Below are 20,282 nucleotides of genomic sequence, written 5' to 3'. Positions count from 1 at the left end.
AGGCGCCCGTATGTCGAAACCGTCGCATCGCAAGCCGCTGCCGCTCGCCCTCCTTTCGACCGGCTTCGTGATCGTCTGGCTCATCGTCGCCGCCTTCCCGTTCCTCTGGACGATGTGGGGATCCTTCAAGGTCGAGGGCGATTTCTTCTCCCGCGCGAACTGGGCCGACGCGATCACCGGGCCGGTGACGATGCGCCAGACCGGGTCGCCCTTCACCATGGCCGGCTACGAGGGCGCGTGGATCGCGCAGGAGTTCTGGCGCGCGGTCGCCAACACGGCGATCGTGACCGTTTCCGTGGTCGTGATCTCGCTCACGCTGGGCACGCTCGGCGGTTACGCGCTGGCCCGGTCGGGGTTCCGGTACACGTTCTGGCTTCTGATGGCGGCGCTCGTGTTCCGCGCCATGCCGCACGTGACCCTCGTCTCCGGCTACCTGCTGCCGTTCTTCGAACTCAACATCTGGGGCGTCCTGCCGACCACGATCATCGTTCTCGTGGCGATCAACCAGCCCTTCACGCTCTGGATGCTGCACAGCTTCTTCCTGTCGATCCCGAAGGATCTCGACGAGAGCGCGATGGTCGACGGCTGCACCCGGTTCCAGGCGTTCCGCCTTGCGGTGATCCCGGTGATGTGGCCGGGCGTCGTGACCACGGGGCTCTTCAGCTTCCTGCTCGCCTACAACGACTTCACCGTCACCTCGATGCTTCTCACGCAGGAGAACACCACGATGGTCCCGAAGATCAACTCGTTCCTCGGCTCGACGCAGGAGGAGGGCAAGGTGATGTACGCCGTGGCCGCCGTGGTGTCGGCCATCGTGCCGCTTTTCGCGCTGATCCTGTTCTTCCAGCGCCAGATCGTCAGCGGGCTGACCGCCGGCGCGGTCAAGGGCTAGGGGGCGGCATGGCACGGTTGCAGCTCAAGAACGTCCATAAGCGTTGGGGCGACTTCGTCGGGGTGGAGGATTTCGACCTCGACATCGCCGACCGGGAATTCCTCGTCCTGCTCGGCCCGTCGGGCTGCGGCAAGTCCACGACGATGCGGATGATCGCGGGGCTCGAGGACGTGACGGAGGGGGAGATCTGGCTGGGCGACCGCATGGTCAACAAGCTGGAGCCGAAGGACCGTGACGTGTCGATGGTGTTCCAGTCCTACGGCCTCTACCCGAACCTTTCGGTCTACGAGAATATCCGCTTCCCGCTCCGCGTCCGGAAGGTCCCCAGGGAGAACCACGAGGAGATGGTGATGAAGGCCGTGCGCATGGTCGAGCTCGAGGCATTCCTCGACCGCCGTCCGGCGGAGCTTTCCGGCGGCCAGCGACAGCGCGTGGCGCTCGGCCGCGCCATCGTCCGCAAGCCGACCGTGTTCCTCATGGACGAGCCGCTCTCGAACCTCGACGCGAAGCTGCGCGTCTCCACCCGGGCGCAGATCAAGAACCTCCAGTCGAAGCTCAAGACCACCACCGTCTACGTCACCCACGATCAGATCGAGGCGATGACGCTTGCGGACCGGGTCGTGGTGATGGACGCGGGCCGCATCCAGCAGGTCGGCACGCCCACGGAGATCTACGACCGCCCGGCGAACGCCTTCGTGGCGAGCTTCATCGGCTCGCCGGCGATGAACCTCGTCGAGGGGCGGCTCGCGGACGGCACGTTCGAGGCCGAGGGGATCCGCGTCCACGGACTGTCCGCGCGGCATTCCGGTGCCGTCACGCTAGGCTTCCGGGCCGAGGACGCGGAACTCGTGCCGGAGGGCGGCGAGATCGCGGCCCCGATGTACTCGATCGAGCTTCTGGGCGAGGCGTCGATGATCACCTGGCGGCTCGGCGGGGCATTGGTCTCGGTGAAGGCGGGGAAGGAGTTCCGCGCCGAGATCGACGACACCGTCCGCGCCCGCATCCCCGCCGGGATCTGTCACCTGTTCGACACCGCCAGCGGCGAAAGGATCCCCGCGTGACCCCGACCGAGCGGGCCGACGCGACGCGACGCGACAGGTCCGTCTTGACACAGCTCGGCCGCGGCTGTCCGGCACGGCGCCGTCCGGCCGCTGGAAGCCGCGGACCTTCCTCGCCGGGCTCGCCCGCGACGCGGGGATCGCGCCCCGGGCGATCGGGGGCGCGATGGAACGGGCCGCGTTCGGCATCCACGTCGAGACCCGGCTCGCCCCGGCCCTGTCGCCCGCCACCGTCGTGATCCCCGACAACCTCTCCACCCGCGAGGGCCCGAAAGCGCCCGGGAGCTAAAATGGCCAAGGATACCGGATGCCGGTTCGGCCCGCTCGCGCGCCAGACCCGACCCCGATCGAAAGGGCCTTCTCCGGGTCGAAGGCTCCCCCGCTCGCAGACGTCGATGCCGCCTTACGAGGGGCCTTCCGAACCGCGTCCTCTTGACAGACGTCCTCCCCGCTGCCCTCCTACCGAATGGTAGAAACGGGAGGATATACCATGAGGACATCGCGTGTCGCCGTGTCGCTTGCCGCTGGCCTGATCGCCGCGCCGGTCGCGGCGCAGGACTACAGCTGGCAGCCGGACCGTCCGATCAACATCATCGTGCCGTGGTCCGCTGGGGGATCGACCGACCAGGTGACGCGCGTCGTCGCGCCGATCATAGAGGAAGCCCTCGGCACGGAGGTCGTCGTGGTGAACCAGCCGGGCGCCTCGGGCTCGACGGGCACGAAGGCCGCGCTCGACGCACCGCGCGACGGCTATACCTGGACGGCGAACGCGATCGCCAACAACGCGACCTATGCGGTGACCGGCCTTGTCGAGGACACCTCGATCGAGGACTACCACATCTATCTGCACGTCGCGAACGTTCCGCTGGTGAGCGTCAACGCCGACACGGAGTATCGGTCCTTCGGCGAGTTGCTCTCCGCGATGGAGGAAGGCCCGGTCACGGTCGGAACCGCGGGCATCAACAGTTCGGGCGGCATGGCCCTCGCCGCACTCAAGGAAGGCGCGGACGGGGAGCTGGGCGGTGCCCGGATGATCACCTACGACGGGGGCAACCCCGCCGTGATCGCCGCCGCGAGCGGCGAGGTGGACATGACCACGCAGCTTGCCGTCGAGCAGACGGAGATGATCCGGGCCGGCCGGTTGCGGCCGCTCGCCGTTCTGTCGGACAGCGCGCTCGAGGTGGAGGGAATCGATCCCGTCCCGCCGATCACCGATTTCCTGCCCGAGTTCGAGGTCGCGGCCGACTATTTCGGCGTGTTCATTCCCGTGGGCGCGCCCGACGAGGTCTACGAGACGATGGATCAGGTCTGGCAGGACCACGTGATGAACAGCGAGGAACTGAAAACCTATGCCAACGACCGCGGCGCGGTCTTCGCTCCGGATTACGGCGAGGCGGCGCTGGAAAAGGCGATGCCGGTCGTGATCTCGGAAGCCTGCGCGCGCGTCGAACGTGGCGAGGCGGTCATCGATCCGTCCGAGATCGGGATCGACTGCCCGTCGGAATAAGGCTCTTCGGCGGCGGGGCGGCCCGCGCGGCCCCGCCGTCCGACCTTCGCAGCTGATTGGGTGGCGTCATGTTGATGGCTAAGGCCGACCGATACACGGCGGTCGCGTTGCTCGCGCTTGGCGCGGCGATGCTCGCGGGGGGCTGGACGATGGATCGGCTGGAAATCCGCCAAATCCATCCCGCCTCCATTCCCGGCCTCGTTCCGATGATTCTGGGCGGCCTGCTCGCGGTCTGCGCGGGCCTCCTGTTCCGCGCGTCCTACGCGGATGCGAAGCGGGGGCCTGAGGCAATCATGGTCGGCGGATCCTGGTCGCGGCTGGGGATCACGACCGCGACCTGCCTTGTCTACGCGCTCGTCCTGATCGGCTGGGCCAGTTATTTCTGGGCCACCGCGATCTTCACCGCCGTCTTCGCCTTGCTTTTCTCCTATCCGGCCGGCGGATCGTCGCGGGAGAAGGCGATCGCGGTCGCCGGGGCCGTGATGCTGGGCTTCGGCATCGGCTTCGGCTCCGCCCTCCTGTTCGAGCGGCTCTTCCTGGTGCGCCTGCCATGAGCGGCCTGCAGGATCTCGTCGCCGGGCTGACGATGGTGATGACGCCCGGCATGCTGTTCCATGCGGCGTGGTCGACCCTGCTCGGCATCGTCGTCGGCAGCCTGCCGGGCCTGACCGCGACCATGGGCGTGGCGCTGATGACGACGCTCACCTATTCGCTCGAAAGCGAGGCCGCGATCCTCGTGCTGATCTGCATGTATGTCGGGGCGATCTACGGCGGCTCGCGCAGCGCGATCCTGCTCAACATCCCCGGCACACCGGCGAGCGCCGCGACCTCGCTCGACGGCTACCCGCTCGCCAGGGCCGGACGCGCCGGCTACGCGATGGGGCTCGCCACCGTGGGTTCGGCGCTCGGCACGCTCGCGGGGATCGTGATGCTGGTGATGATCGCCCCGCCGCTCGCCGAAGCGGCGCTCAATTTCGGCAGCTTCGAGTTTTTCTGGCTGGCCGTTTTCGGCATTCTCATCTCGGGTCAGCTTACTGCCGACACGACCCCGCTCAAGGGCTACATCGCCGGCATTCTCGGCCTGATGGCCGCCATGATCGGGTCGGAGGGCATCCACGCGCATGTCCGCTTTTCCATGGGCATCTCCGACCTGAACGCGGGCATCGCGCTGATCCCCGCCATGGTCGGCGCCTTCGGCTTCGCGGAGGTGCTGACGGCGATGTGGAACAAGGCGGGCGTGCTCGCCGTCGCGAAGGACAAGAGCGACCGGACGATCCCGGAATTCCACGACCTCTGGCGCTACAGGGTGACGATCCTGCGGTCGGGCGTCATCGGTACGCTCGTCGGCATCATTCCGGGGGTGGGCGAGGATATCGGCGCCTGGGGCAGCTACGCCGCCGCCAAGCGCGCCTCGAAGGAGGCTGACAAGTTCGGCACGGGCAGCCACGAGGGATTGATCGCCGCGGAAACAGGCAATTCCGCCGTGGTGCCCGGCTCGCTCATCCCCGCGATCACGCTCGCCGTGCCCGGTTCGGCCAGTTCCGCCGTGCTGATCGCGGCGCTCTTCATCCACGGCATCCGCCCCGGCCCTCTCATCATGATCGAGCAGCCGCATTTCGTGGGCCTGATCGGCGCCATGCTCGTTGTCGCAACCCTGTTCATGGCGATCTACGGCCTGTCGATGACGCGTCTCTTCATTCAGGTCCTGCGCGTGCCCTACGCCTATCTGATGCCGGTGGTTTTCGTGCTCTGCGTGATCGGCACCTATGCGTTGAGCCAGCGGCTCTTCGACGTCTGGGTCATGGTCGCGTTCGGGCTGATCGGGTTCGTCTTGCGGCAGATGAAGTATCCGATGGCGCCGCTCGTGCTCGGCATCATTCTCGGCGACCTGCTGGACAAGAGCCTGCGCCGCGGGCTGACGCTCACGGACGGGGACCTGCTGCCGTTCTTCATGCGGCCCGTCTCGGCGATCTTCGTCGCGCTCATCGTGCTGTCGATCCTGTTCAACGTCCCCCCGTTCCGCAGGGCCGTCACCGCGCCGCTGCGCCGCATCGGACGAAGGCGCGATGCCTGAGCCGTGCCGCACGAATTCATCTCACACCGATGCCCGCAGGCAAATATCCGCGTTGACACGATAAACCAATATTATCTACTTATCGGTAGGTAATTGGCTCGGATCGAGGAGAGTCGAGAGTGAAACAGGAACGCATCGGGATCATCATGCATGGCGTGACCGGGCGGATGGGGATGAACCAGCATCTGATCCGTTCGGTCCTCGCCATCCGCGACCAGGGCGGTGTGGTCCTGTCGGACGGTACGCGGCTCGTGCCGGACCCGATCATCGTGGGTCGCAACGCCGACAAGATCGAGGCGCTGGCCAAAACGCACGGCGTGGAGCGGTTCACGACCGACCTCGACGCCACGCTCGCCAATCCGGACGACACGATCTTCTTCGACGCGGCCAGCACGCAGATGCGGCCGGGGCTGCTGCGCCGGGCGATCGACGCGGGCAAGCACGTCTATTCCGAGAAGCCGATGAGCGAGGGTCTGGAGGATGCCGTGGCCATCGCGCGTCACGCCAAGGCCAAGGGCGTGAGGAACGGCATCGTCCACGACAAGCTGGACCTGCCCGGTCTGATCAAGCTGAAACGGCTGCGCGACCTCGGCTTTTTCGGACGGATCCTCAGCGTGAAGGGGGAGTTCGGCTACTGGGTGTTCACCGGCGACGACCTGACCCCGCAACGGCCGAGCTGGAATTACCGGGCCGAGGACGGGGGCGGCATGATCTCCGACATGCTCTGCCACTGGCGCTACGTGCTCGACAACGTGATCGCGCCGGTGAGATCGGTGTCCTGCCTGGGCTTCACCCACATTCCCGAGCGCCTCGACGAGACAGGCGACCGCTTCAAGGCCACCGCGGACGACGCCGCCTACGCGACCTTCCTGCTCGACGGGCCGGAGGGGGAGATCGTGGCGCATATCAATTCGAGCTGGTGTGCCCGCGTGCGCCGCGACGACCTCGTGACCTTCCAGGTCGACGGCACCCACGGATCGGCCGTCGCGGGCCTGCACAAGTGCCTGAGCCAGCATCGCGTCAACACGCCGAAGCCGGTCTGGAACCCCGACCAGCCGCAGGTTCTCGACTTCTTCGCGGACTGGGAGGAGGTGCCGGACAACAAGGTTTTCGACAACGGCTTCAAGGTGCAGTGGGAGCAGTTCCTGCGCCACGTCGCCGAGGATGCGCCGTTCTCCTACACGCTCGAGGAAGGCGCGAAGGGTGTGCAGCTCGCGCAGGCCGGCTACCAGAGCTCGAAGGAGCGCCGCTGGGTCGATCTCGCGGATCTGGACATATGAGCACGGTTCTGAACCTGCCGGGCGGCGCCGTCACGCTGCGTGCCGGGCCCGCGCCGGAGGCGACCGGCGACTGGACGCGCACGGTCTATGCCGCCGCGCATGTCGTGGCCGATCCGTTGGCCGACGTCGATCCGTGGCTCGACGTGACCGTGGACTGGGACCGCACCCTCGCCTTCCGCGAGCATCTCTGGAGCCTCGGCCTCGGCGTGGCGGAATCGATGGACACGGCGCAGCGCGGCATGGGGCTGGACTGGCCGACCTCGCTGGAGTTGATCCAGCGTTCGACCGAGATGGCGCGCGCCGGCGGTCACCTGATCGCGAGCGGGGCGGGGACCGATCACCTCGCGCCCGGGCCGGACGTGACGGTGGACGACGTGATCCGCGCCTACGAGAAGCAATGCGAAGCGGTCGAGGCCGCGGGCAGCCGCGTGATCCTGATGGCGAGCCGCGCGCTCGCCCGCGCCGCCACCGGACCGGAGGACTACGCCCGCGTCTACGGCCGCGTCCTGTCGGGCCTTGAGCGGCCCGCGATCCTGCACTGGCTGGGCGAGATGTTCGACCCCGCGCTCGCGGGCTACTGGGGCTCCGGCGACCACATGGCGGCGATGGACACCGCCGTCTCGGTGATCGCGGACAACGCGGCCAAGATCGACGGGATCAAGATCAGCCTGCTGTCCGCAGAGAAGGAAGTCGCCATGCGGCGGCGCCTGCCCGAAGGCGTGCTGATGTATACGGGCGACGACTTCAACTACCCGGATCTGATCGCGGGCGATGCGGATGGTCATTCCCACGCGCTTCTGGGCATTTTCGATCCGATCGCGGGCGCGGCCTCCCGGGCGCTGTCGCAACTGGCGAAGGGGGAGGTGGCCGCCTACCACGAAACCTTCGCCCCGACCGTCCCGCTGTCGCAGCACATCTTCAAGGCACCGACGCGGTTCTACAAGACGGGCGTCGTCTTCATGGCTTACCTGAACGGCCATCAGGACCACTTCACGATGATCGGCGGGCAGGAGAGCACGCGTTCCACGCTGCATCTGGCGGAGATCGTGCGTCTGGCCAACGAGGCGGGACTCTTCACCGATCCCGACCGCGTGGCAGCCCGGGCGCGCATCGTCCTGTCGGCCCGGGGGCTCGACGCATGAGCGGGCTCGAACCGGCGCGGCTGTCGCTCAACACGGCGACGGTGCGGGAGCGATGGGGGCTCGCCGATTGCATCGAGGGCTGCGCCCGGCACGGGTTCGGCGGCCTCTCGCCCTGGCGGGACAAGCTGCACGAGATGGGAGTCGAGGCCGCGGCGCAGGCGATCCGCGATGCCGGCCTGCGGGTCTCGGGCCTTTGCCGCGGCGGCTGGTTCACCGAAAGCGGATCACTCGACGTCGCGGTGATCGACGACAACCGGCGCGCGGTGGATGAGGCGGCGACGCTCGGCGCGGAGTGCCTCGTCATGGTCGTGGGCGGGCTGGCGCGGGGCAGTCGCGATCTGCCCGCCGCGTGGTCGCTCGTGGAGGAGGGGCTGGCCCGGACGCTGGAACATGCGCGGGGTGCGGGCGTGCGGATCGCAATCGAGCCGTTGCACCCGATGTACGCCGCCGACCGCGCCTGCGTGAACACGATGGGCCACGCGCTCGACATCTGCGACCGACTGGGAGCCGGGATCGGTTGCGCCGTGGACGTCTATCACGTCTGGTGGGATCCGCAGCTCGAGGCGCAGCTCGCCCGCGCGGGCCGGGACCGGATCATGGCGTTCCACATCTGCGACTGGCTGGTGCCGACCCGCGATCTGCTGACCGACCGGGGTCTGATGGGCGACGGGGTGATCGACATTCCCCGCCTGCGCGGTCTGGTCGAGGCGAACGGCTTCGACGGGCTGAACGAAGTGGAGATCTTCTCCGCACTCGACTGGTGGCGGCGCGACCCTGACGAGGTGCTCGCCACGATCGTGGAACGCGGACGCTCGGCTTGCTGATGAGCTGCTAGCGCCACACTGGCGCACCGGGGGCCGAAACGTGATAGGCCCCGGATGCGGCACAACGGGACGAGGGGGTCGATGACGATCGAGGCGGGGCCAATCCGGAAGGGCAGGAAGCGCAACCCCGAGGTCACGCGCGCCGCGATCCTTCAGGCCGCGCTCGAGGAGTTCGGCGAAGTCGGCCATTCCGGCGCCCGCGTCGACCGTATCTCCGAGCGGGCGGGTGTCAGCAAGCCGATGATCTACGATTATTTCGGCGACAAGGACGCGATCTATGCCGCCGCCCTGCGCGAGGCCTATGTGCAGATCCGCGAGGGCGAGGCCGCGCTCGAGCTCGACATGCTCGATCCGGCGGCGGCGATCCGGACGCTTGTGCGCTTCACCATGAACCATTTCCGCGAAAAGCCGTGGTTCATCCGCATGCTCAACACCGAGAACCTGCGCGGTGGCAGGACGATCCGGAACATGGAGGACACGGTCGAGATCCAGTCCGTCCTGCTCACGCGGCTCCGCACGATCCTGCGGCACGGGGCGGAGCAGGGCGTGTTCCGGAACGACATCGACGCGGTGGAGCTCTACATCTTCATCGCGTCGCTTTGCTACTTTCCGATCTCGAACATCCACACCCTGAGCACCGTGTTCGAGGTCCCGATCTCGCAGGACTGGCTGGAGCGTCATGCGGACCGGGCGAGCGACATGATCGTGGGCTACCTGTCGGCCGCGTGACCGATCATCGTTTGCCATCGCACGACCGCGCGGTCTAAACGCCGGGCACCCGGCCCGATGGCCGGCCGTCACGCGCCGCGCCCCGGAGGTCGAAGATGAGCGTCACCCTGTACCAGAACGACCTGCCCGACGACCTCGATCTCGGGTCCTCCGTCGCCATCGACTGCGAGACGATGGGCCTGAACCCGCATCGCGACCGCCTTTGCCTCGTCCAGCTGTCGGCGGGCGACGGCAACGCGCATCTCGTGCAGATCGGCATCGGTCAGACCTCCGCTCCCAATCTCGAGCGTCTCCTGACGGACATCTCGGTGCTGAAACTGTTCCATTACGGTCGCTTCGACATCGCCGCGATGTTTCACGTGTTCGGCGCGCTCGCGGAGCCGGTCTGGTGTTCCAAGATCGCGAGCCGTCTGGTGCGGACCTATACCGACAGGCATGGGCTGAAGGCGCTTCTGAGCGAGATGGTGGGCGAGGACATCTCCAAGCTGCAACAGACCTCCGACTGGGGCGCGCCGGACCTGACCGAGGCGCAGCTGGCCTATGCCGCCTCGGACGTGCTCTATCTCCATCGCCTGAAGGTCGAACTCGACGCGCGGCTCGAACGCGAGGGGCGCATGGAGATTGCACAGGCCTGCTTCGACTTCCTGCCCACCCGTGCCCGGCTCGACCTGATCGGCTACCCGGAGACGGACATCTTCGCCCATTCTTGACAGGAGGGCCGGAATGGCCCGCGTCCCGCATCGTGCCGACAACCTGCACAGCCGCGTCATCCGGCTGATCCGCATTCTGTTGCCGATCACGGCGCTCGTCCTTCTGTCCACGATGTTCCTGCTGGCCCGTCGGGTGAACCCGGAGGACGCGATCCCGATCGCCGAGGTGGACGTGTCCGAGCGCGCCCGGGAGCGGCAGCTCACGCGGCCACGCTTCACCGGCGTCAGCCAGGAAGGGACGAACTTCGACCTCTCCGCCCGCGTCGCCCGCCCGGATGCGGACGATCCCCGACGGATGAGCGCCGACGCGATGGAACTCGTCCTGTCGGACCCGGCGGGCGGCCGGTCGCAGGTCCGGTCGGATCGCGGACAGATCGATACCGGCACCCGGCGGATCGCGCTCGACGGCGCCGTCCGGATCGAGACCTCGACGGGCTACCGGGTGGATACCGACCGGCTCGAGGGCACGCTCGGCCGGCTGGACGTCGTCGCGCCGGGCGAGGTGACCGGCGAGGGACCGCTCGGCACCTTTCGCGCCGGCGCGCTTCGCATCGACGAGGACGAGGGCGGCGCGGTACGCATGGTCTTCACCGACGGCGTGAACCTGCTATACCGCCCCCCAACCTGACCGGACCCGCCGCATGCTCCTCCGCGCCATAGCCCTCGTCCTCCTCGCCCTGCCGGCCGTCGCGCAGGAGGCATCCGTCGGTTTCGGTCGCGGCGAGTTCGACCGCTCCGCGCCGGTGGACGTGGCGGCCGACAACCTCGAGGTGGACCAGGCCACGGGCCGTGCGGTGCTGCAGGGCAACGTCGTCGTTGCGCAGGGCGAGTTGCGGCTGTCCGCGGATACCGTCGTCGTGGACTACGCGACCGACGCCGCGGGCGAGCGCCGGATCGACCGCCTCAACGCCTCGGGCAACGTGCTTATCGTCGCCGGGGAGGACGCGGCCGAGGGGCAGGAGGCAGTCTATACGCTGGGAACGTCCGAGATCCTGATGACGGGCGACGTCCTCGTCACGCAGGCCGGGAACACGCTGGCGGGCGACCGGCTCGCGATCAACCTCGCCTCGGGGGCGGGGACCGTCACGGGACGGGTGCGGACGACCCTTCAGCCGTGACCCTGTCCGTGACCGAGGGAGAGGGCGGCCTGTCGATCCGCAATTTGCGGAAATCGTATCGCAAGCGCCCCGTGATCCGCGACGTATCTATGGACCTTGCGCGTGGCGAGGTCGTGGCCCTGCTGGGGCCGAACGGATCGGGCAAGACGACGACGTTCTACTGCGTCGCCGGCCTGGTCACGCCGGACGGGGGGCGCGTCACGCTCGACGGGCGGGACGTGACGTGGCTGCCGATGTACCGCCGCGCCAAGGCGGGAATCGGATATCTGCCACAGGAGATGTCGATCTTCCGCGGCCTGACCGTCGAGCAGAACATCATGGCCATCCTGGAAGTCTCCGAGACCAAGCGCCATCGCCGGCGCGAGCGCCTCGAAACGCTTCTGGGCGAGTTCCATATCGGCCACCTGCGCCGCGCATCGGCGCTCGCCCTGTCGGGGGGCGAACGGCGGCGGGTGGAGATCGCCCGGTGCCTGGCCGCCGATCCCCGCTACCTGCTCCTCGACGAGCCCTTCGCGGGCGTCGATCCGATCGCCGTCGGCGATATCCGGTCGCTGGTGGTCGATCTGCGGTCGCGGGGCATCGGCGTCCTCATCACCGACCATAACGTGCGTGAGACGCTGCAGATCGTCGACCGCGCCTATATCCTTCACGACGGCGGCGTGCTGATGTCGGGCTCCCCCGAGGAGGTCGTGGCCCACGAGGACGTACGCCGCGTCTATCTCGGCGAAACGTTCTCGCGCTGACCGGCGTTTGTCTGCGTTCGGCCTCCGCCATTGACACGAGACGACGTTGCGTCGCCTCATGGGAGATCCGATCAGACCCGCGGGGCATCGCCCCGTCATCCCAGGAGGAACCATGCGCTATCAGATCACCGGTAAGCAGATCGACATCGGCGAAGCGTTGCAGACGCATGTCCGTGCGGAACTCGGGCAAGTGATCGAGAAGTACTCCCAGCGGCCGACCGACGCGCAGGTCGTGTTCTCCAAATCGGCGCACGAGCATGTCTGCGAGGCGACGGTGCACCTCTCCACCGGCCTGACCACGACCGCGAAGGCCAAGGCCGTCGAAATCTACGCGGCCTTCGACGCCGTCACCGAGAAGATGGACAAGCAGCTGCGTCGCTACAAACGCCGCCTCAAGAACCATCATCAGGAGCGGACGACGCCGGTTGAACTTTTCGGGGCGGCTTCGTATATACTCGCCGCCGATGCGGGCCAGGACGACGAAGAGGAGCCTGACAGCCTCGCACCGGTGATCGTGGCCGAGATGGAGACGCGGATCCCTTCGCTCTCCGTCGGGGAAGCGGTCATGCAGATGGAGATTGCCGGTGCGCCGGTGCTGGTATTCAAGAACGAGAAGGGCGGCGGCCTCAACGTGGTTTACCGGCGCGATGATGGAAACGTTGGCTGGATCGACCCTGCCGTAAACGGCTGAGACGTCTCGAACGGGGCGCGAGCAAGGACAGAGCAGATGCAGGTAAGCGAAATCCTGGCCTCCGGGTCCGTGAAGGCGTTGCCGAAGGCGTCCAGCAAGAAGCGCCTGTTCTGCGATCTCGCGGAGATCTCGCGCGAGCGCCTCGCCATCGACTATGCCACCGCCTTCTCGGCCCTGCAGGACCGGGAAGCGCTCGGCACGACCGCCGTGGGTCGCGGAGTCGCCCTGCCCCACGCGCGGATCGGCGGGTTGGACAAGGTCCACGGCGTGTTCGTCCGTCTCGAGGCGCCGCTCGATTTCGACGCGACGGACCGCAAGCCGGTCGACCTGATCTTCGCGCTGTTCGCGCCCGACGGCGCGGGCGTCGCGCATCTGAAGGCGCTGGCCCTAGTATCCCGCACGCTCCGCGATCCGGGGCTTTGCACGAAGCTCCGGGCCAATTCCGACCCGTCGATCCTCTACACGCTTTTGACCGAGGGCACGGCGTCCGAGGCCGCCTGAACCCGGTTCAGCGCGCGGTCCATTTCGGAAAGCCGAAGGCGAGGTAGTCGCGCCGATAGGCCTGAAGGCAGGCCGCCTCCACCTCGTCGTCCACGAGTCCGTCGGGCACCGATCCCCCGGTCGTGAATAGCGCGGGCGGGCGGTCCACCGACGCGGCGATCGCGTCGAGCTCCGGCTGGGCCGTGTCCTCGCGCAGGATCCGGTGCGGCAGGACGACCTGCGCCATTCCGGCCAGGATGGCACTCTGGCTGGCCCAGCGCGGCGCGACCGGAAGCACGGATCGCCCGCCGAGATTGACCGCGAGGAACCGCAGGAAGCCGAGGAACGCCGCCTTGGGATCGCCATGGGGATCGGCGCCGTGCTGGTCCGCGAGAACCTGTCGGATCGTGTCCGCCTGCGGTCCGGTCGCCGTGCGCATCTGCTCGAAGACGTGATGGGCGCGGGCGACCGGGTGACGGACGATCGCCAGGCTCGTGAAGCCCGGCCGGGTCCGCATCCAGGGCCGGAGCGCCTTCTGCGTCATCCCGTCCACGGGCGGCGCCCCGTCGAGTGCCGTGAGCCAGTCACGCAGGGCCGCGTTCGGGCCGCCGGGCACGGGCAGGGCGAGGAGCGCACTCCTGGCCGCCGCCATCATCGTGGGCACCGCGGGACCTCGCGTCGGTTCGTTTTGAAGGTGATCGGCAAGCAGGAACGGATCGAGCGTCGCCAGATGCGCGCGCATGACCTCCGGGTTGGCGATCTTCTCCTCGACCGTTCCCGGATTCTGCCGCTTCAGCCGTCCGGGCACCGCGACGAGCCGGCCGGCCACGCCCAGCCATGCGGCGAGCCCGTTGAGCACGGACAACTCCCCGATCTCCTCGTAGGCGATCCAGAACGCGCCCTGCCCCGTCACCTGCAAACGCCGGTGCAGGCGCTCGCGGAACGTCCGCTGCCGGGCGACGAGGTCGTCGAAGGCCTGCGGATCGAAGACCGCCTTCGTCCTGCGCGCCATCCTCGCATCCGTCAGGCGCCATTGCCCCGTCTCCTGCGCGATGCCGAGCGACACGTAGCTGTCGAGCGGATTGCGGGTCAGCACGACCTTCGCGATGCGGGGATCGTCCAGCACGGCGTCGAGGATCCGCGGATCGTGATCGTGAAAGAAGCGGAAGCCGCTCAGGCCCTCGGCTTCCCGCACCGCCCGCAGCAACGGCATCGGATCCGCCGCGCGGGCGGCGATGTCGATGCCGAACATTCCGGTCCCGCCCTGCTCGCCGATGAAGACCGGATTGAAGACCTCTCCGAAGCTCTGCACGCCCGGCAGCGCATTCAGCGAATCCTCGAGCTGGTTCGACCCCGTCCGCATTTCCGCAAAGAGCACGAAGGCATCGTATCTAGCCGCCACGACGATCGCCTCCGCCCTTCACGAAATCGGGGAACAGCGCGACGTCGCCGATCACCTTCGGCTGCACGCCACCGTTGCGAAGACGCAGGAGAAAGTCGGCGAACCCGCCGAGTTCGCGCATCTTCGGCAGGTCGGTCAGGCGACGCGGCCCGGCGCCATTGATCTCGTCGATGACGTTCTGCAGCTTTTCGACCGGCTGCGCGACGAAGTCGGCGAGCGGCCAGTGATGGATGCGTGCGGCCACGCCGGGAAGACGGAACGAGCGGAGGAACTCCAGCTCCACGCGTTGCAGACGGGCCGCCTCGAGCTTCAGCGCCTCGATGGGCTGCCCGGACAGGAACATCGGCACCGTCCAGGCGCCCGACACCACGACGAGGGTCGCATTCGGATCGTGAACCAGCAGCCCCGACACCTCCTGCTTGTCGCTCGGGCCGAAGAAGAAGGTCTGCCGCTGCCCCTTCGTCGACCAGAGGAGATTGGTCAGGAACTGCGTCGGACGGTAGTCCCGCAGGGTGGCCGAATCCGACAGGCAGCCGGCCACGATGCGCGCGCCGCCTGCGAACTCGGCCCGCTCCGACGCGTAGAGATGGCCATGGACGCATCCGCCGATCTGGCGGTCGAGCCAGCCGTCGAACTCCTCATAGAGATCGTCGAGGCCGCAGAACACGTTGTAGCGGGCGCAGGTCAGGACGCTGCCTTGCGGGGACAGGGGAAAACGCGCCTGCGAATAAAGCCCGGCCCGCCCCGAGGCCCGTCGCTTGTTCGCCTTGGAGAAGACGCGGTCGATCCGGCCCGGATTGGGTTCCGTCCGCTTCACCGTAGGGCGCGTGTCGTCGAGGAAGGTGCGGTACAGTCCTTCGGCGCGCGGCCAGACCTTGCGTGCCACGAAGCAGTCCGATCGCTGCAGAAGGGGGAGATGGTCGTCGTAGAAGACATGCGGTTTGCCGTAGATGTCGAACTTCGACAGTGTCAGCGACCGGCTCTCGATCGTCGTCGAATAGCGCCGAGCGAGCGACTGGAAGTAGCTTTCGTCGGGAATCCAGACCTTCGAGAAGTAGGCGTCCGTCGCCCGGCGGTCGGGCGCGCTCAGGATGGAATCGAGCGTCCGCCGCGTGAGGCACCACCACTGGCTGCCCAGATGCGGCACGATACCCTCCGGGATGCGCCGCTTCAGGCCCAGACGCCGCTGGAACTTCACATAGGCGTCGAACAGGCGCCGCTGTCGCCGCCAGGAGAACGGGAACCGAAGGGTGAACCGTTCCGCCTCGAGGCCGTCGACCGTCCAGGCGACGTGATCGGTCGTGACGCTCTCGATGAAATCCGTTTCCGGATTCGCATCGAGATAGGCCACGAGTTCCCCGACGGGACGCAGCGGCAGACATGAGCCGGAGGCAAGAAAGACATGACGAAGGTCCGGGAACGCGCCGAGCAGCCGTTCGGCACCTACCTGAGTGGCCTTCACGATGGACCAGGTGCCCCATTCGACGCGGCTGCGGGCGGAGAAGACGATCCGTGGCTCGTTCGCGAAACGGTCGCGAAAAGCCCGGAACCGGCGGGGCGGCACCTTGCCGTCGACATGGATGGCGACGGGGCAATCGTGGTCCGCGAAGTAACGCGCGACCTGCTCGGCGCGGTCGAAGGCCGTATGGACCAGCATGACGAAGCCCAGCGTCATGCCCAGTTCCCCTTCGACATGAGGCCCATCAACTCCAGCTGCTTCCAGTTGACGAACCGCTCCGACGCGCGGCACCAGAGGTCGGATTCCGCCTCGAGGCCTTCGGCATAGGCCTCGTATTCGGCGGCGTTTCGGTAATGCTCCGCCCGGCCCGCCTCTTCCTGCGCGCGGTCGAGGAAGGTGCTCAGGAACTTCGCATGGAGCAGCAGCCCGGTCGTCTTTTCGCCCCCGCCGGCATCGTAGGTCAGGTTCAGCCCCCGCGGCAGAAGCGCATGGGTCGAGCTGACATAGACGTAGTCGCGGTGCCAGCGCACCAGCGGCACCTTGTTCAGCGCGGGCGCCTTCCCGGGATCGTCGCCGAAAAAGCGCCGCGCGCGGACGCCGCCCTGAATCCACAGGTTGCCGTAGAGGTTGTTGCGCTCGATCATGTAGTTCCCGGCATCGAACCACGACGCGATCCCGAACGGATCCTGCCCCTCCAGGTAGGGGCGGCGTCCGATCGGGCCTTTGGGATACATGTCGAGCAGCATTGCACCGAAGCTGCGGACCTGTCCGGCATCGAGCCAGTCCGTCAGCGCGCGCAGCGGACGCGTGTCGCAGAACGGATAGAGCAGGAACTCGTCCACGTCGACGGTCAGGCACCAGTGCCGATGCGCGTGCTGCCGCAGCACCCAGTTCAGCCAGTCCACCCCGAAGGCGGCGCCGGCATAACTCGCACAGGTCGTCCAGAGCGAGACGTCCGGCTGCTCCCGGAGGTAATCCTGCGATCCGTCCTGGCTGTCGTTGTCGACGATGAGGAAGTGCTCCACGCCCAGACGGCGGTAATAATCGAGGAAGTAGGGCAGCCGGATCCGTTCGTTGCGCATGGTGGACGCCGCGAGGATCGCGCCGGCGGGGATCGCGCGCGTGAGATCCCGCACGGCCGTCAGTTGCCGCCGCCGCCGCAGCGCGCGCAAGCGCCAGTACCGGCGGCGCAGGCGCATCCGGTAGGACGAGATCAGTCCCATCGCCCTTGCCGTGCCGAAACCGTCATGCCACCCCTCGCTGTGCCGAGAGGTGTTTGACCATTCTTATGACGTTGCGTGAAGCGTGGACCGCATCGACGGCCACCGATGAACCCATTTCGCAACGGATCCGGGATCACTCCCAGCCGCCCCGGGACATCAGCCCCAGCGCTTCCAGTTGTCGCCACCCCTCGTAGCGCGTCGAGGTCGGATGCCAGAGTGTCGGTCCGGCGCAGAGCGCCTCGTAGTAGTCGTCGTAGAGGTCGGGATCCGCCCGCATCTGTCGGCGGGACAACTCCTCCGCCGACCGAACACCGATATCGGGCAGAAACTTCGTGTGGAGCAGCGCCCCTGTCGGCGTCTCGCCGCCATCCGTCGCATAGACCTCGTTCAGGCGCGGCGGCAGAAGCGCGTGGGTCGACGCGATATAGGCATAGCGGCGGTTCCAGCGGACGAGCGGCACCTTGGACAGCGTCGGGGCGCGCCGCGGATCGTCAGCGAAGAAGGCGCGAGCGCGCGGTCCGCCCTGGATCCGGAGTTCCCGACGGTCCGGGTGACGCGTCGTGACGTAATTGCCGGCATCGAACCAGGTCAGGTGGTCGAGCGGGTCCGTGCTCCGTCCCGGAGCGTTCAGAGATCCACCGGGGTAGAGATCGAGCATCAACGCGCCCATCGCGGGTCGGCCGGTCAGGTCCAGCCAGTCGGTCAGCGCCCGAAGGTCGCGGCTTTCGTGATGCGCGTAGATCAGCAACTCGTCGGCATCGAGGGTCAAGCACCAATGGCCGTGTCCATAACGCGCCTGAAGGCAGGTAAGCCAGTCGACCCCGAACCTGGCATCGCGGTAGCCGTCGTCCGTCGACCAAAGGGATACGTCTGACTGATCGGCAAGAAAGGGAGTGGCGCCGTCCGTGCTGGCATTGTCGACGATCAGGAAGTGATCGACACCGAGATCGCGATGATGGGTCAGGAAACCCGGCAGGCGCGCAAGCTCGTTGCGGACGGTCGCGAAGACGAGGATCGCGCCGTCCCGGATGAAGCCCGTCCGGTCGATGCGGGGCAGGAGGCGCGCGTGCCGGGCGAAGGAGCGGGCCAGAAGGAACCGTCGACGCCAGCGCAGCCTGTAGGCCGCCCAAAGCGCCGCGGTTCCGTTCATGTCGCCTCAGGCTTGGCTCTGGCTCAGGCGGAGGTCGGCGATGAACCCGGCCAGCTCGTCGCGCAGATCCTCGCGCGCCAGGCCGAAGGCCACGGTCGCCTGAAGAAACCCGGCCTTGGAGCCGCAATCGTAGCGCTGACCCTCGAAGCGGAAGGCGTGGACGCCCTCGCCGTCGATCTCGCGGGCGATGGCGTCGGTCAGCTGAATTTCGCCACCGGCCCCGGCGCCGAGACCGGACAGGCTGTTCATGATGTTCGGGCTCAGGATGTAGCGACCGATCACGGCCAGGTTGGAGGGCGCATCCTCGCTCCTGGGCTTCTCGACCATGCCGCGGACCTTCATCGCCTGGCTCGCCGTGTCGTCCACCTCGAGGATGCCGTAGGACGACGTCTCCTCCGGACGGACCTCCATCGCGGCGACCATGCTGCCGCCCGTCTCCGCATGCGCCTCCATCATCTGCGCGAGGCAGGGCTTGTCGGACATGATGACGTCGTCGGGCAGGATGACGGCGAAAGGCTCGTCGTGGACGAGGCGGCGCGCGCAGGACACCGCATGGCCCAGCCCCTTCGCCCCGGCCTGCCGGACATAGGCGATCTGGCCGCTTTCCATGTTCGTGGTGCGGAGTACCTCGAGCAGTTCGGTCTTGTTCTTGCGCTGCAGCTCGGCCTCGAGCACCGGGCTGTCGTCGAAATAGTCGCTGAGCGCCGACTTGCCGCGCGATGTGACGAAGATGAACTCCTCGATCCCGGCGTCGCGAGCCTCGTCGATGGCATACTGGATGAGCGGCCGGTCGACGAGGGTCATGATCTCCTTCGGGATGGACTTCGTGGCGGGAAGGAAACGGGTGCCGAGACCGGCCACGGGGAAGATGGCCTTCGTAACTTTCTGGTTCATGAGAAATCTATCCTGTGCAGGTCATCCGGCCATGAGCCGCACGCCGGGCGCGTGCGCGATGAAGAACGGATTTTCGAAACCGATCTTTCCGTAGGCCAAAGATTGATGGTTGTCGAACCGTACGACCGATCCGCCGGCCCCGCGAAGCACCGCGTCCCCGGCGGCGGTGTCCCATTCCATTGTCCGGCCGAGGCGCGGGTAGAGGTCCGCCTCCCCCGTCGCGACGAGGCAGAACTTGAGCGAGGATCCCGCCGACGTCATGTCGGCGACCGCGTACTTGCCGATATAATCGTCGGTTGCCTGATCCCGGTGCGACTTGCTGGCCACGACCATCAGCGCGCTTTCGTCGGGGGTGGACACGTGGATCGGGCGGCACTCGCCCGGCTGCGCCTTGTCGAACGGGCCCACCTCCTCGACGGAGGTGCCGTCGTCGCGGGTCCAGAACAGACGCGCCTTGGCTGGCGCGTAGACCACGCCGCGCACCGGCACGCCGTCCTCCACCCAGGCGATGTTGACCGTAAAATCGCCGCGGCGCTGCACGAATTCCTTGGTGCCGTCGAGCGGATCGACGATGAAGAAGTCTTTCACGTCGAGGTCGTGGGTCCCCGACTGCTCCTCCGTCACGATCGCCGCGTCCGGAAACGCTTTCGCCAGACCGGCGGAGATCAGCGCATCGGCGGCCTCGTCGGCTTCCGTGACGGGGCTTGCGTCCGCTTTCGTACGGACCTCGAAATCCTCGGCCTGATAGATTTTCATGATGCGATCCCCCGCCTCGAGGGCCAATCGACGCAGAATGGGCATCATTTCGTTAACGTTCATCGCGTTAGGTACCTCGAGCGGAGACTTTCGACGCGGCGAAGGCTTATGATATCCCTCCGCGCAGGGAAAGGCGTCACGACGGAGTAA

Annotated in this window: 22 protein-coding genes; 16 read left to right on the top strand and 6 right to left on the bottom strand. The window is 67.3% G+C overall.

Annotation, left to right across the window (positions count from 1 at the left end):
- Window positions 1-10: 10 nt before the first annotated feature.
- The 16 genes from Q1B08_RS09725 (at window position 11) to Q1B08_RS09650 (ending at window position 13,269) form a co-directional block, all read left to right on the top strand.
- Window positions 11-892, top strand: a complete 882-nt coding sequence (locus Q1B08_RS09725) for a carbohydrate ABC transporter permease (protein ID WP_299817586.1) — start codon at window positions 11-13, stop codon at window positions 890-892.
- Between the two features lie 8 nt (window positions 893-900).
- Complete coding sequence (ugpC, locus tag Q1B08_RS09720) at window positions 901-1,953, top strand: sn-glycerol-3-phosphate ABC transporter ATP-binding protein UgpC (protein WP_299817584.1); 1,053 nt, start codon at window positions 901-903, stop codon at window positions 1,951-1,953.
- A 163-nt stretch (window positions 1,954-2,116) separates the two neighbouring features.
- Window positions 2,117-2,239, top strand: a complete 123-nt coding sequence (locus tag Q1B08_RS09715; RefSeq protein ID WP_299817582.1) for a hypothetical protein — start codon at window positions 2,117-2,119, stop codon at window positions 2,237-2,239.
- A gap of 201 nt (window positions 2,240-2,440) precedes the next feature.
- Entirely contained in the window at window positions 2,441-3,457 is a 1,017-nt protein-coding gene (locus Q1B08_RS09710; protein WP_299817580.1) for a tripartite tricarboxylate transporter substrate binding protein, read from the top strand.
- A 68-nt stretch (window positions 3,458-3,525) separates the two neighbouring features.
- Window positions 3,526-4,011, top strand: coding sequence for a tripartite tricarboxylate transporter TctB family protein (locus Q1B08_RS09705; RefSeq protein WP_299817578.1), 486 nt, complete (start codon window positions 3,526-3,528; stop codon window positions 4,009-4,011).
- Entirely contained in the window at window positions 4,008-5,531 is a 1,524-nt protein-coding gene (locus tag Q1B08_RS09700; RefSeq protein WP_299817576.1) for a tripartite tricarboxylate transporter permease, read from the top strand. The genes Q1B08_RS09705 and Q1B08_RS09700 overlap by 4 nt, the downstream gene beginning before the upstream one ends.
- A 119-nt stretch (window positions 5,532-5,650) precedes the next feature.
- On the top strand, window positions 5,651-6,811 hold the full coding sequence (locus tag Q1B08_RS09695; protein WP_299817574.1) for a Gfo/Idh/MocA family oxidoreductase: 1,161 nt from the start codon (window positions 5,651-5,653) through the stop codon (window positions 6,809-6,811).
- Entirely contained in the window at window positions 6,808-7,953 is a 1,146-nt protein-coding gene (locus Q1B08_RS09690) for a dihydrodipicolinate synthase family protein (protein ID WP_299817572.1), read from the top strand. Before Q1B08_RS09695 ends, Q1B08_RS09690 begins: the two co-directional genes overlap by 4 nt.
- Window positions 7,950-8,777 (top strand): sugar phosphate isomerase/epimerase family protein, encoded by an 828-nt coding sequence (locus Q1B08_RS09685; protein ID WP_299817570.1) that lies wholly within the window; start codon window positions 7,950-7,952, stop codon window positions 8,775-8,777. Before Q1B08_RS09690 ends, Q1B08_RS09685 begins: the two co-directional genes overlap by 4 nt.
- 81 nt (window positions 8,778-8,858) lie before the next feature.
- Window positions 8,859-9,506: a TetR family transcriptional regulator gene (locus Q1B08_RS09680; protein ID WP_299817568.1), complete on the top strand. Its 648-nt coding sequence runs from the start codon at window positions 8,859-8,861 to the stop codon at window positions 9,504-9,506.
- Window positions 9,507-9,601: 95 nt separating this feature from the next.
- Window positions 9,602-10,216 carry a ribonuclease D gene (locus tag Q1B08_RS09675; RefSeq protein ID WP_299817566.1) on the top strand — a complete coding sequence of 205 codons (615 nt, stop codon included), beginning with the start codon at window positions 9,602-9,604 and terminating at the stop codon, window positions 10,214-10,216.
- Window positions 10,217-10,229: 13 nt separating this feature from the next.
- On the top strand, window positions 10,230-10,844 hold the full coding sequence (gene lptC, locus Q1B08_RS09670; protein WP_299817564.1) for an LPS export ABC transporter periplasmic protein LptC: 615 nt from the start codon (window positions 10,230-10,232) through the stop codon (window positions 10,842-10,844).
- Window positions 10,845-10,857: 13 nt separating this feature from the next.
- Window positions 10,858-11,334: a lipopolysaccharide transport periplasmic protein LptA gene (gene lptA / locus Q1B08_RS09665; RefSeq protein ID WP_299817562.1), complete on the top strand. Its 477-nt coding sequence runs from the start codon at window positions 10,858-10,860 to the stop codon at window positions 11,332-11,334.
- Window positions 11,331-12,077, top strand: coding sequence for an LPS export ABC transporter ATP-binding protein (lptB, locus tag Q1B08_RS09660; RefSeq protein WP_299817560.1), 747 nt, complete (start codon window positions 11,331-11,333; stop codon window positions 12,075-12,077). Before lptA ends, lptB begins: the two co-directional genes overlap by 4 nt.
- Window positions 12,078-12,189: 112 nt before the next feature.
- Window positions 12,190-12,768 (top strand): ribosome-associated translation inhibitor RaiA, encoded by a 579-nt coding sequence (gene raiA, locus Q1B08_RS09655; protein ID WP_299817558.1) that lies wholly within the window; start codon window positions 12,190-12,192, stop codon window positions 12,766-12,768.
- A gap of 36 nt (window positions 12,769-12,804) precedes the next feature.
- Window positions 12,805-13,269 (top strand): PTS sugar transporter subunit IIA, encoded by a 465-nt coding sequence (locus Q1B08_RS09650; RefSeq protein ID WP_299817556.1) that lies wholly within the window; start codon window positions 12,805-12,807, stop codon window positions 13,267-13,269.
- A gap of 7 nt (window positions 13,270-13,276) precedes the next feature.
- On the opposite strand, the gene Q1B08_RS09645 is transcribed toward Q1B08_RS09650, so the two are convergent.
- The 6 genes from Q1B08_RS09645 to cysQ all read right to left on the bottom strand — a co-directional run bounded on the left by Q1B08_RS09645 (window position 13,277) and on the right by cysQ (window position 20,195).
- The gene (locus Q1B08_RS09645) at window positions 13,277-14,650 is read right to left on the bottom strand and encodes a nodulation protein NodH (protein WP_299817554.1); all 1,374 of its coding nucleotides are present in this window, start codon (window positions 14,648-14,650) and stop codon (window positions 13,277-13,279) included.
- A complete protein-coding gene (locus Q1B08_RS09640; protein ID WP_299817552.1) occupies window positions 14,640-16,325 on the bottom strand; it encodes a beta-1,6-N-acetylglucosaminyltransferase in 1,686 nt (561 codons plus the stop codon). Before Q1B08_RS09640 ends, Q1B08_RS09645 begins: the two co-directional genes overlap by 11 nt.
- Window positions 16,322-17,332: a glycosyltransferase family 2 protein gene (locus tag Q1B08_RS09635; RefSeq protein ID WP_299817550.1), complete on the bottom strand. Its 1,011-nt coding sequence runs from the start codon at window positions 17,330-17,332 to the stop codon at window positions 16,322-16,324. Before Q1B08_RS09635 ends, Q1B08_RS09640 begins: the two co-directional genes overlap by 4 nt.
- A 133-nt stretch (window positions 17,333-17,465) precedes the next feature.
- Complete coding sequence (locus Q1B08_RS09630; RefSeq protein WP_299817548.1) at window positions 17,466-18,482, bottom strand: glycosyltransferase family 2 protein; 1,017 nt, start codon at window positions 18,480-18,482, stop codon at window positions 17,466-17,468.
- A 6-nt stretch (window positions 18,483-18,488) separates the two neighbouring features.
- A complete protein-coding gene (gene galU, locus Q1B08_RS09625; RefSeq protein ID WP_299817545.1) occupies window positions 18,489-19,376 on the bottom strand; it encodes a UTP--glucose-1-phosphate uridylyltransferase GalU in 888 nt (295 codons plus the stop codon).
- Between the two features lie 21 nt (window positions 19,377-19,397).
- Window positions 19,398-20,195, bottom strand: a complete 798-nt coding sequence (cysQ, locus tag Q1B08_RS09620; RefSeq protein ID WP_299817543.1) for a 3'(2'),5'-bisphosphate nucleotidase CysQ — start codon at window positions 20,193-20,195, stop codon at window positions 19,398-19,400.
- Window positions 20,196-20,282 lie beyond the last annotated feature (87 nt).

Origin of the sequence: uncultured Jannaschia sp., assembly GCF_947494025.1 — a bacterium.
Lineage (GTDB): Bacteria > Pseudomonadota > Alphaproteobacteria > Rhodobacterales > Rhodobacteraceae > Jannaschia.
Note: the sequence above shows the minus strand (reverse complement) of the source record. Positions and strands in the feature narration are given on the sequence as shown.

What these genes read in the sequence shown, in the direction of transcription:
- Q1B08_RS09725 (WP_299817586.1), top strand. Translation starts at nt 11, where the DNA reads ATGTCGAAACCGTCGCATCGCAAGCCGCTGCCGCTCGCCCTCCTTTCG.
- ugpC (WP_299817584.1), top strand. Translation starts at nt 901, where the DNA reads ATGGCACGGTTGCAGCTCAAGAACGTCCATAAGCGTTGGGGCGACTTC.
- Q1B08_RS09715 (WP_299817582.1), top strand. Translation starts at nt 2,117, where the DNA reads ATGGAACGGGCCGCGTTCGGCATCCACGTCGAGACCCGGCTCGCCCCG.
- Q1B08_RS09710 (WP_299817580.1), top strand. Translation starts at nt 2,441, where the DNA reads ATGAGGACATCGCGTGTCGCCGTGTCGCTTGCCGCTGGCCTGATCGCC.
- Q1B08_RS09705 (WP_299817578.1), top strand. Translation starts at nt 3,526, where the DNA reads ATGTTGATGGCTAAGGCCGACCGATACACGGCGGTCGCGTTGCTCGCG.
- Q1B08_RS09700 (WP_299817576.1), top strand. Translation starts at nt 4,008, where the DNA reads ATGAGCGGCCTGCAGGATCTCGTCGCCGGGCTGACGATGGTGATGACG.
- Q1B08_RS09690 (WP_299817572.1), top strand. Translation starts at nt 6,808, where the DNA reads ATGAGCACGGTTCTGAACCTGCCGGGCGGCGCCGTCACGCTGCGTGCC.
- Q1B08_RS09685 (WP_299817570.1), top strand. Translation starts at nt 7,950, where the DNA reads ATGAGCGGGCTCGAACCGGCGCGGCTGTCGCTCAACACGGCGACGGTG.
- Q1B08_RS09680 (WP_299817568.1), top strand. Translation starts at nt 8,859, where the DNA reads ATGACGATCGAGGCGGGGCCAATCCGGAAGGGCAGGAAGCGCAACCCC.
- Q1B08_RS09675 (WP_299817566.1), top strand. Translation starts at nt 9,602, where the DNA reads ATGAGCGTCACCCTGTACCAGAACGACCTGCCCGACGACCTCGATCTC.
- lptC (WP_299817564.1), top strand. Translation starts at nt 10,230, where the DNA reads ATGGCCCGCGTCCCGCATCGTGCCGACAACCTGCACAGCCGCGTCATC.
- lptA (WP_299817562.1), top strand. Translation starts at nt 10,858, where the DNA reads ATGCTCCTCCGCGCCATAGCCCTCGTCCTCCTCGCCCTGCCGGCCGTC.
- raiA (WP_299817558.1), top strand. Translation starts at nt 12,190, where the DNA reads ATGCGCTATCAGATCACCGGTAAGCAGATCGACATCGGCGAAGCGTTG.
- Q1B08_RS09650 (WP_299817556.1), top strand. Translation starts at nt 12,805, where the DNA reads ATGCAGGTAAGCGAAATCCTGGCCTCCGGGTCCGTGAAGGCGTTGCCG.
- Q1B08_RS09640 (WP_299817552.1), bottom strand. Translation starts at nt 16,325, where the DNA reads ATGACGCTGGGCTTCGTCATGCTGGTCCATACGGCCTTCGACCGCGCC.
- Q1B08_RS09635 (WP_299817550.1), bottom strand. Translation starts at nt 17,332, where the DNA reads ATGGGACTGATCTCGTCCTACCGGATGCGCCTGCGCCGCCGGTACTGG.
- Q1B08_RS09630 (WP_299817548.1), bottom strand. Translation starts at nt 18,482, where the DNA reads ATGAACGGAACCGCGGCGCTTTGGGCGGCCTACAGGCTGCGCTGGCGT.
- galU (WP_299817545.1), bottom strand. Translation starts at nt 19,376, where the DNA reads ATGAACCAGAAAGTTACGAAGGCCATCTTCCCCGTGGCCGGTCTCGGC.
- cysQ (WP_299817543.1), bottom strand. Translation starts at nt 20,195, where the DNA reads ATGAACGTTAACGAAATGATGCCCATTCTGCGTCGATTGGCCCTCGAG.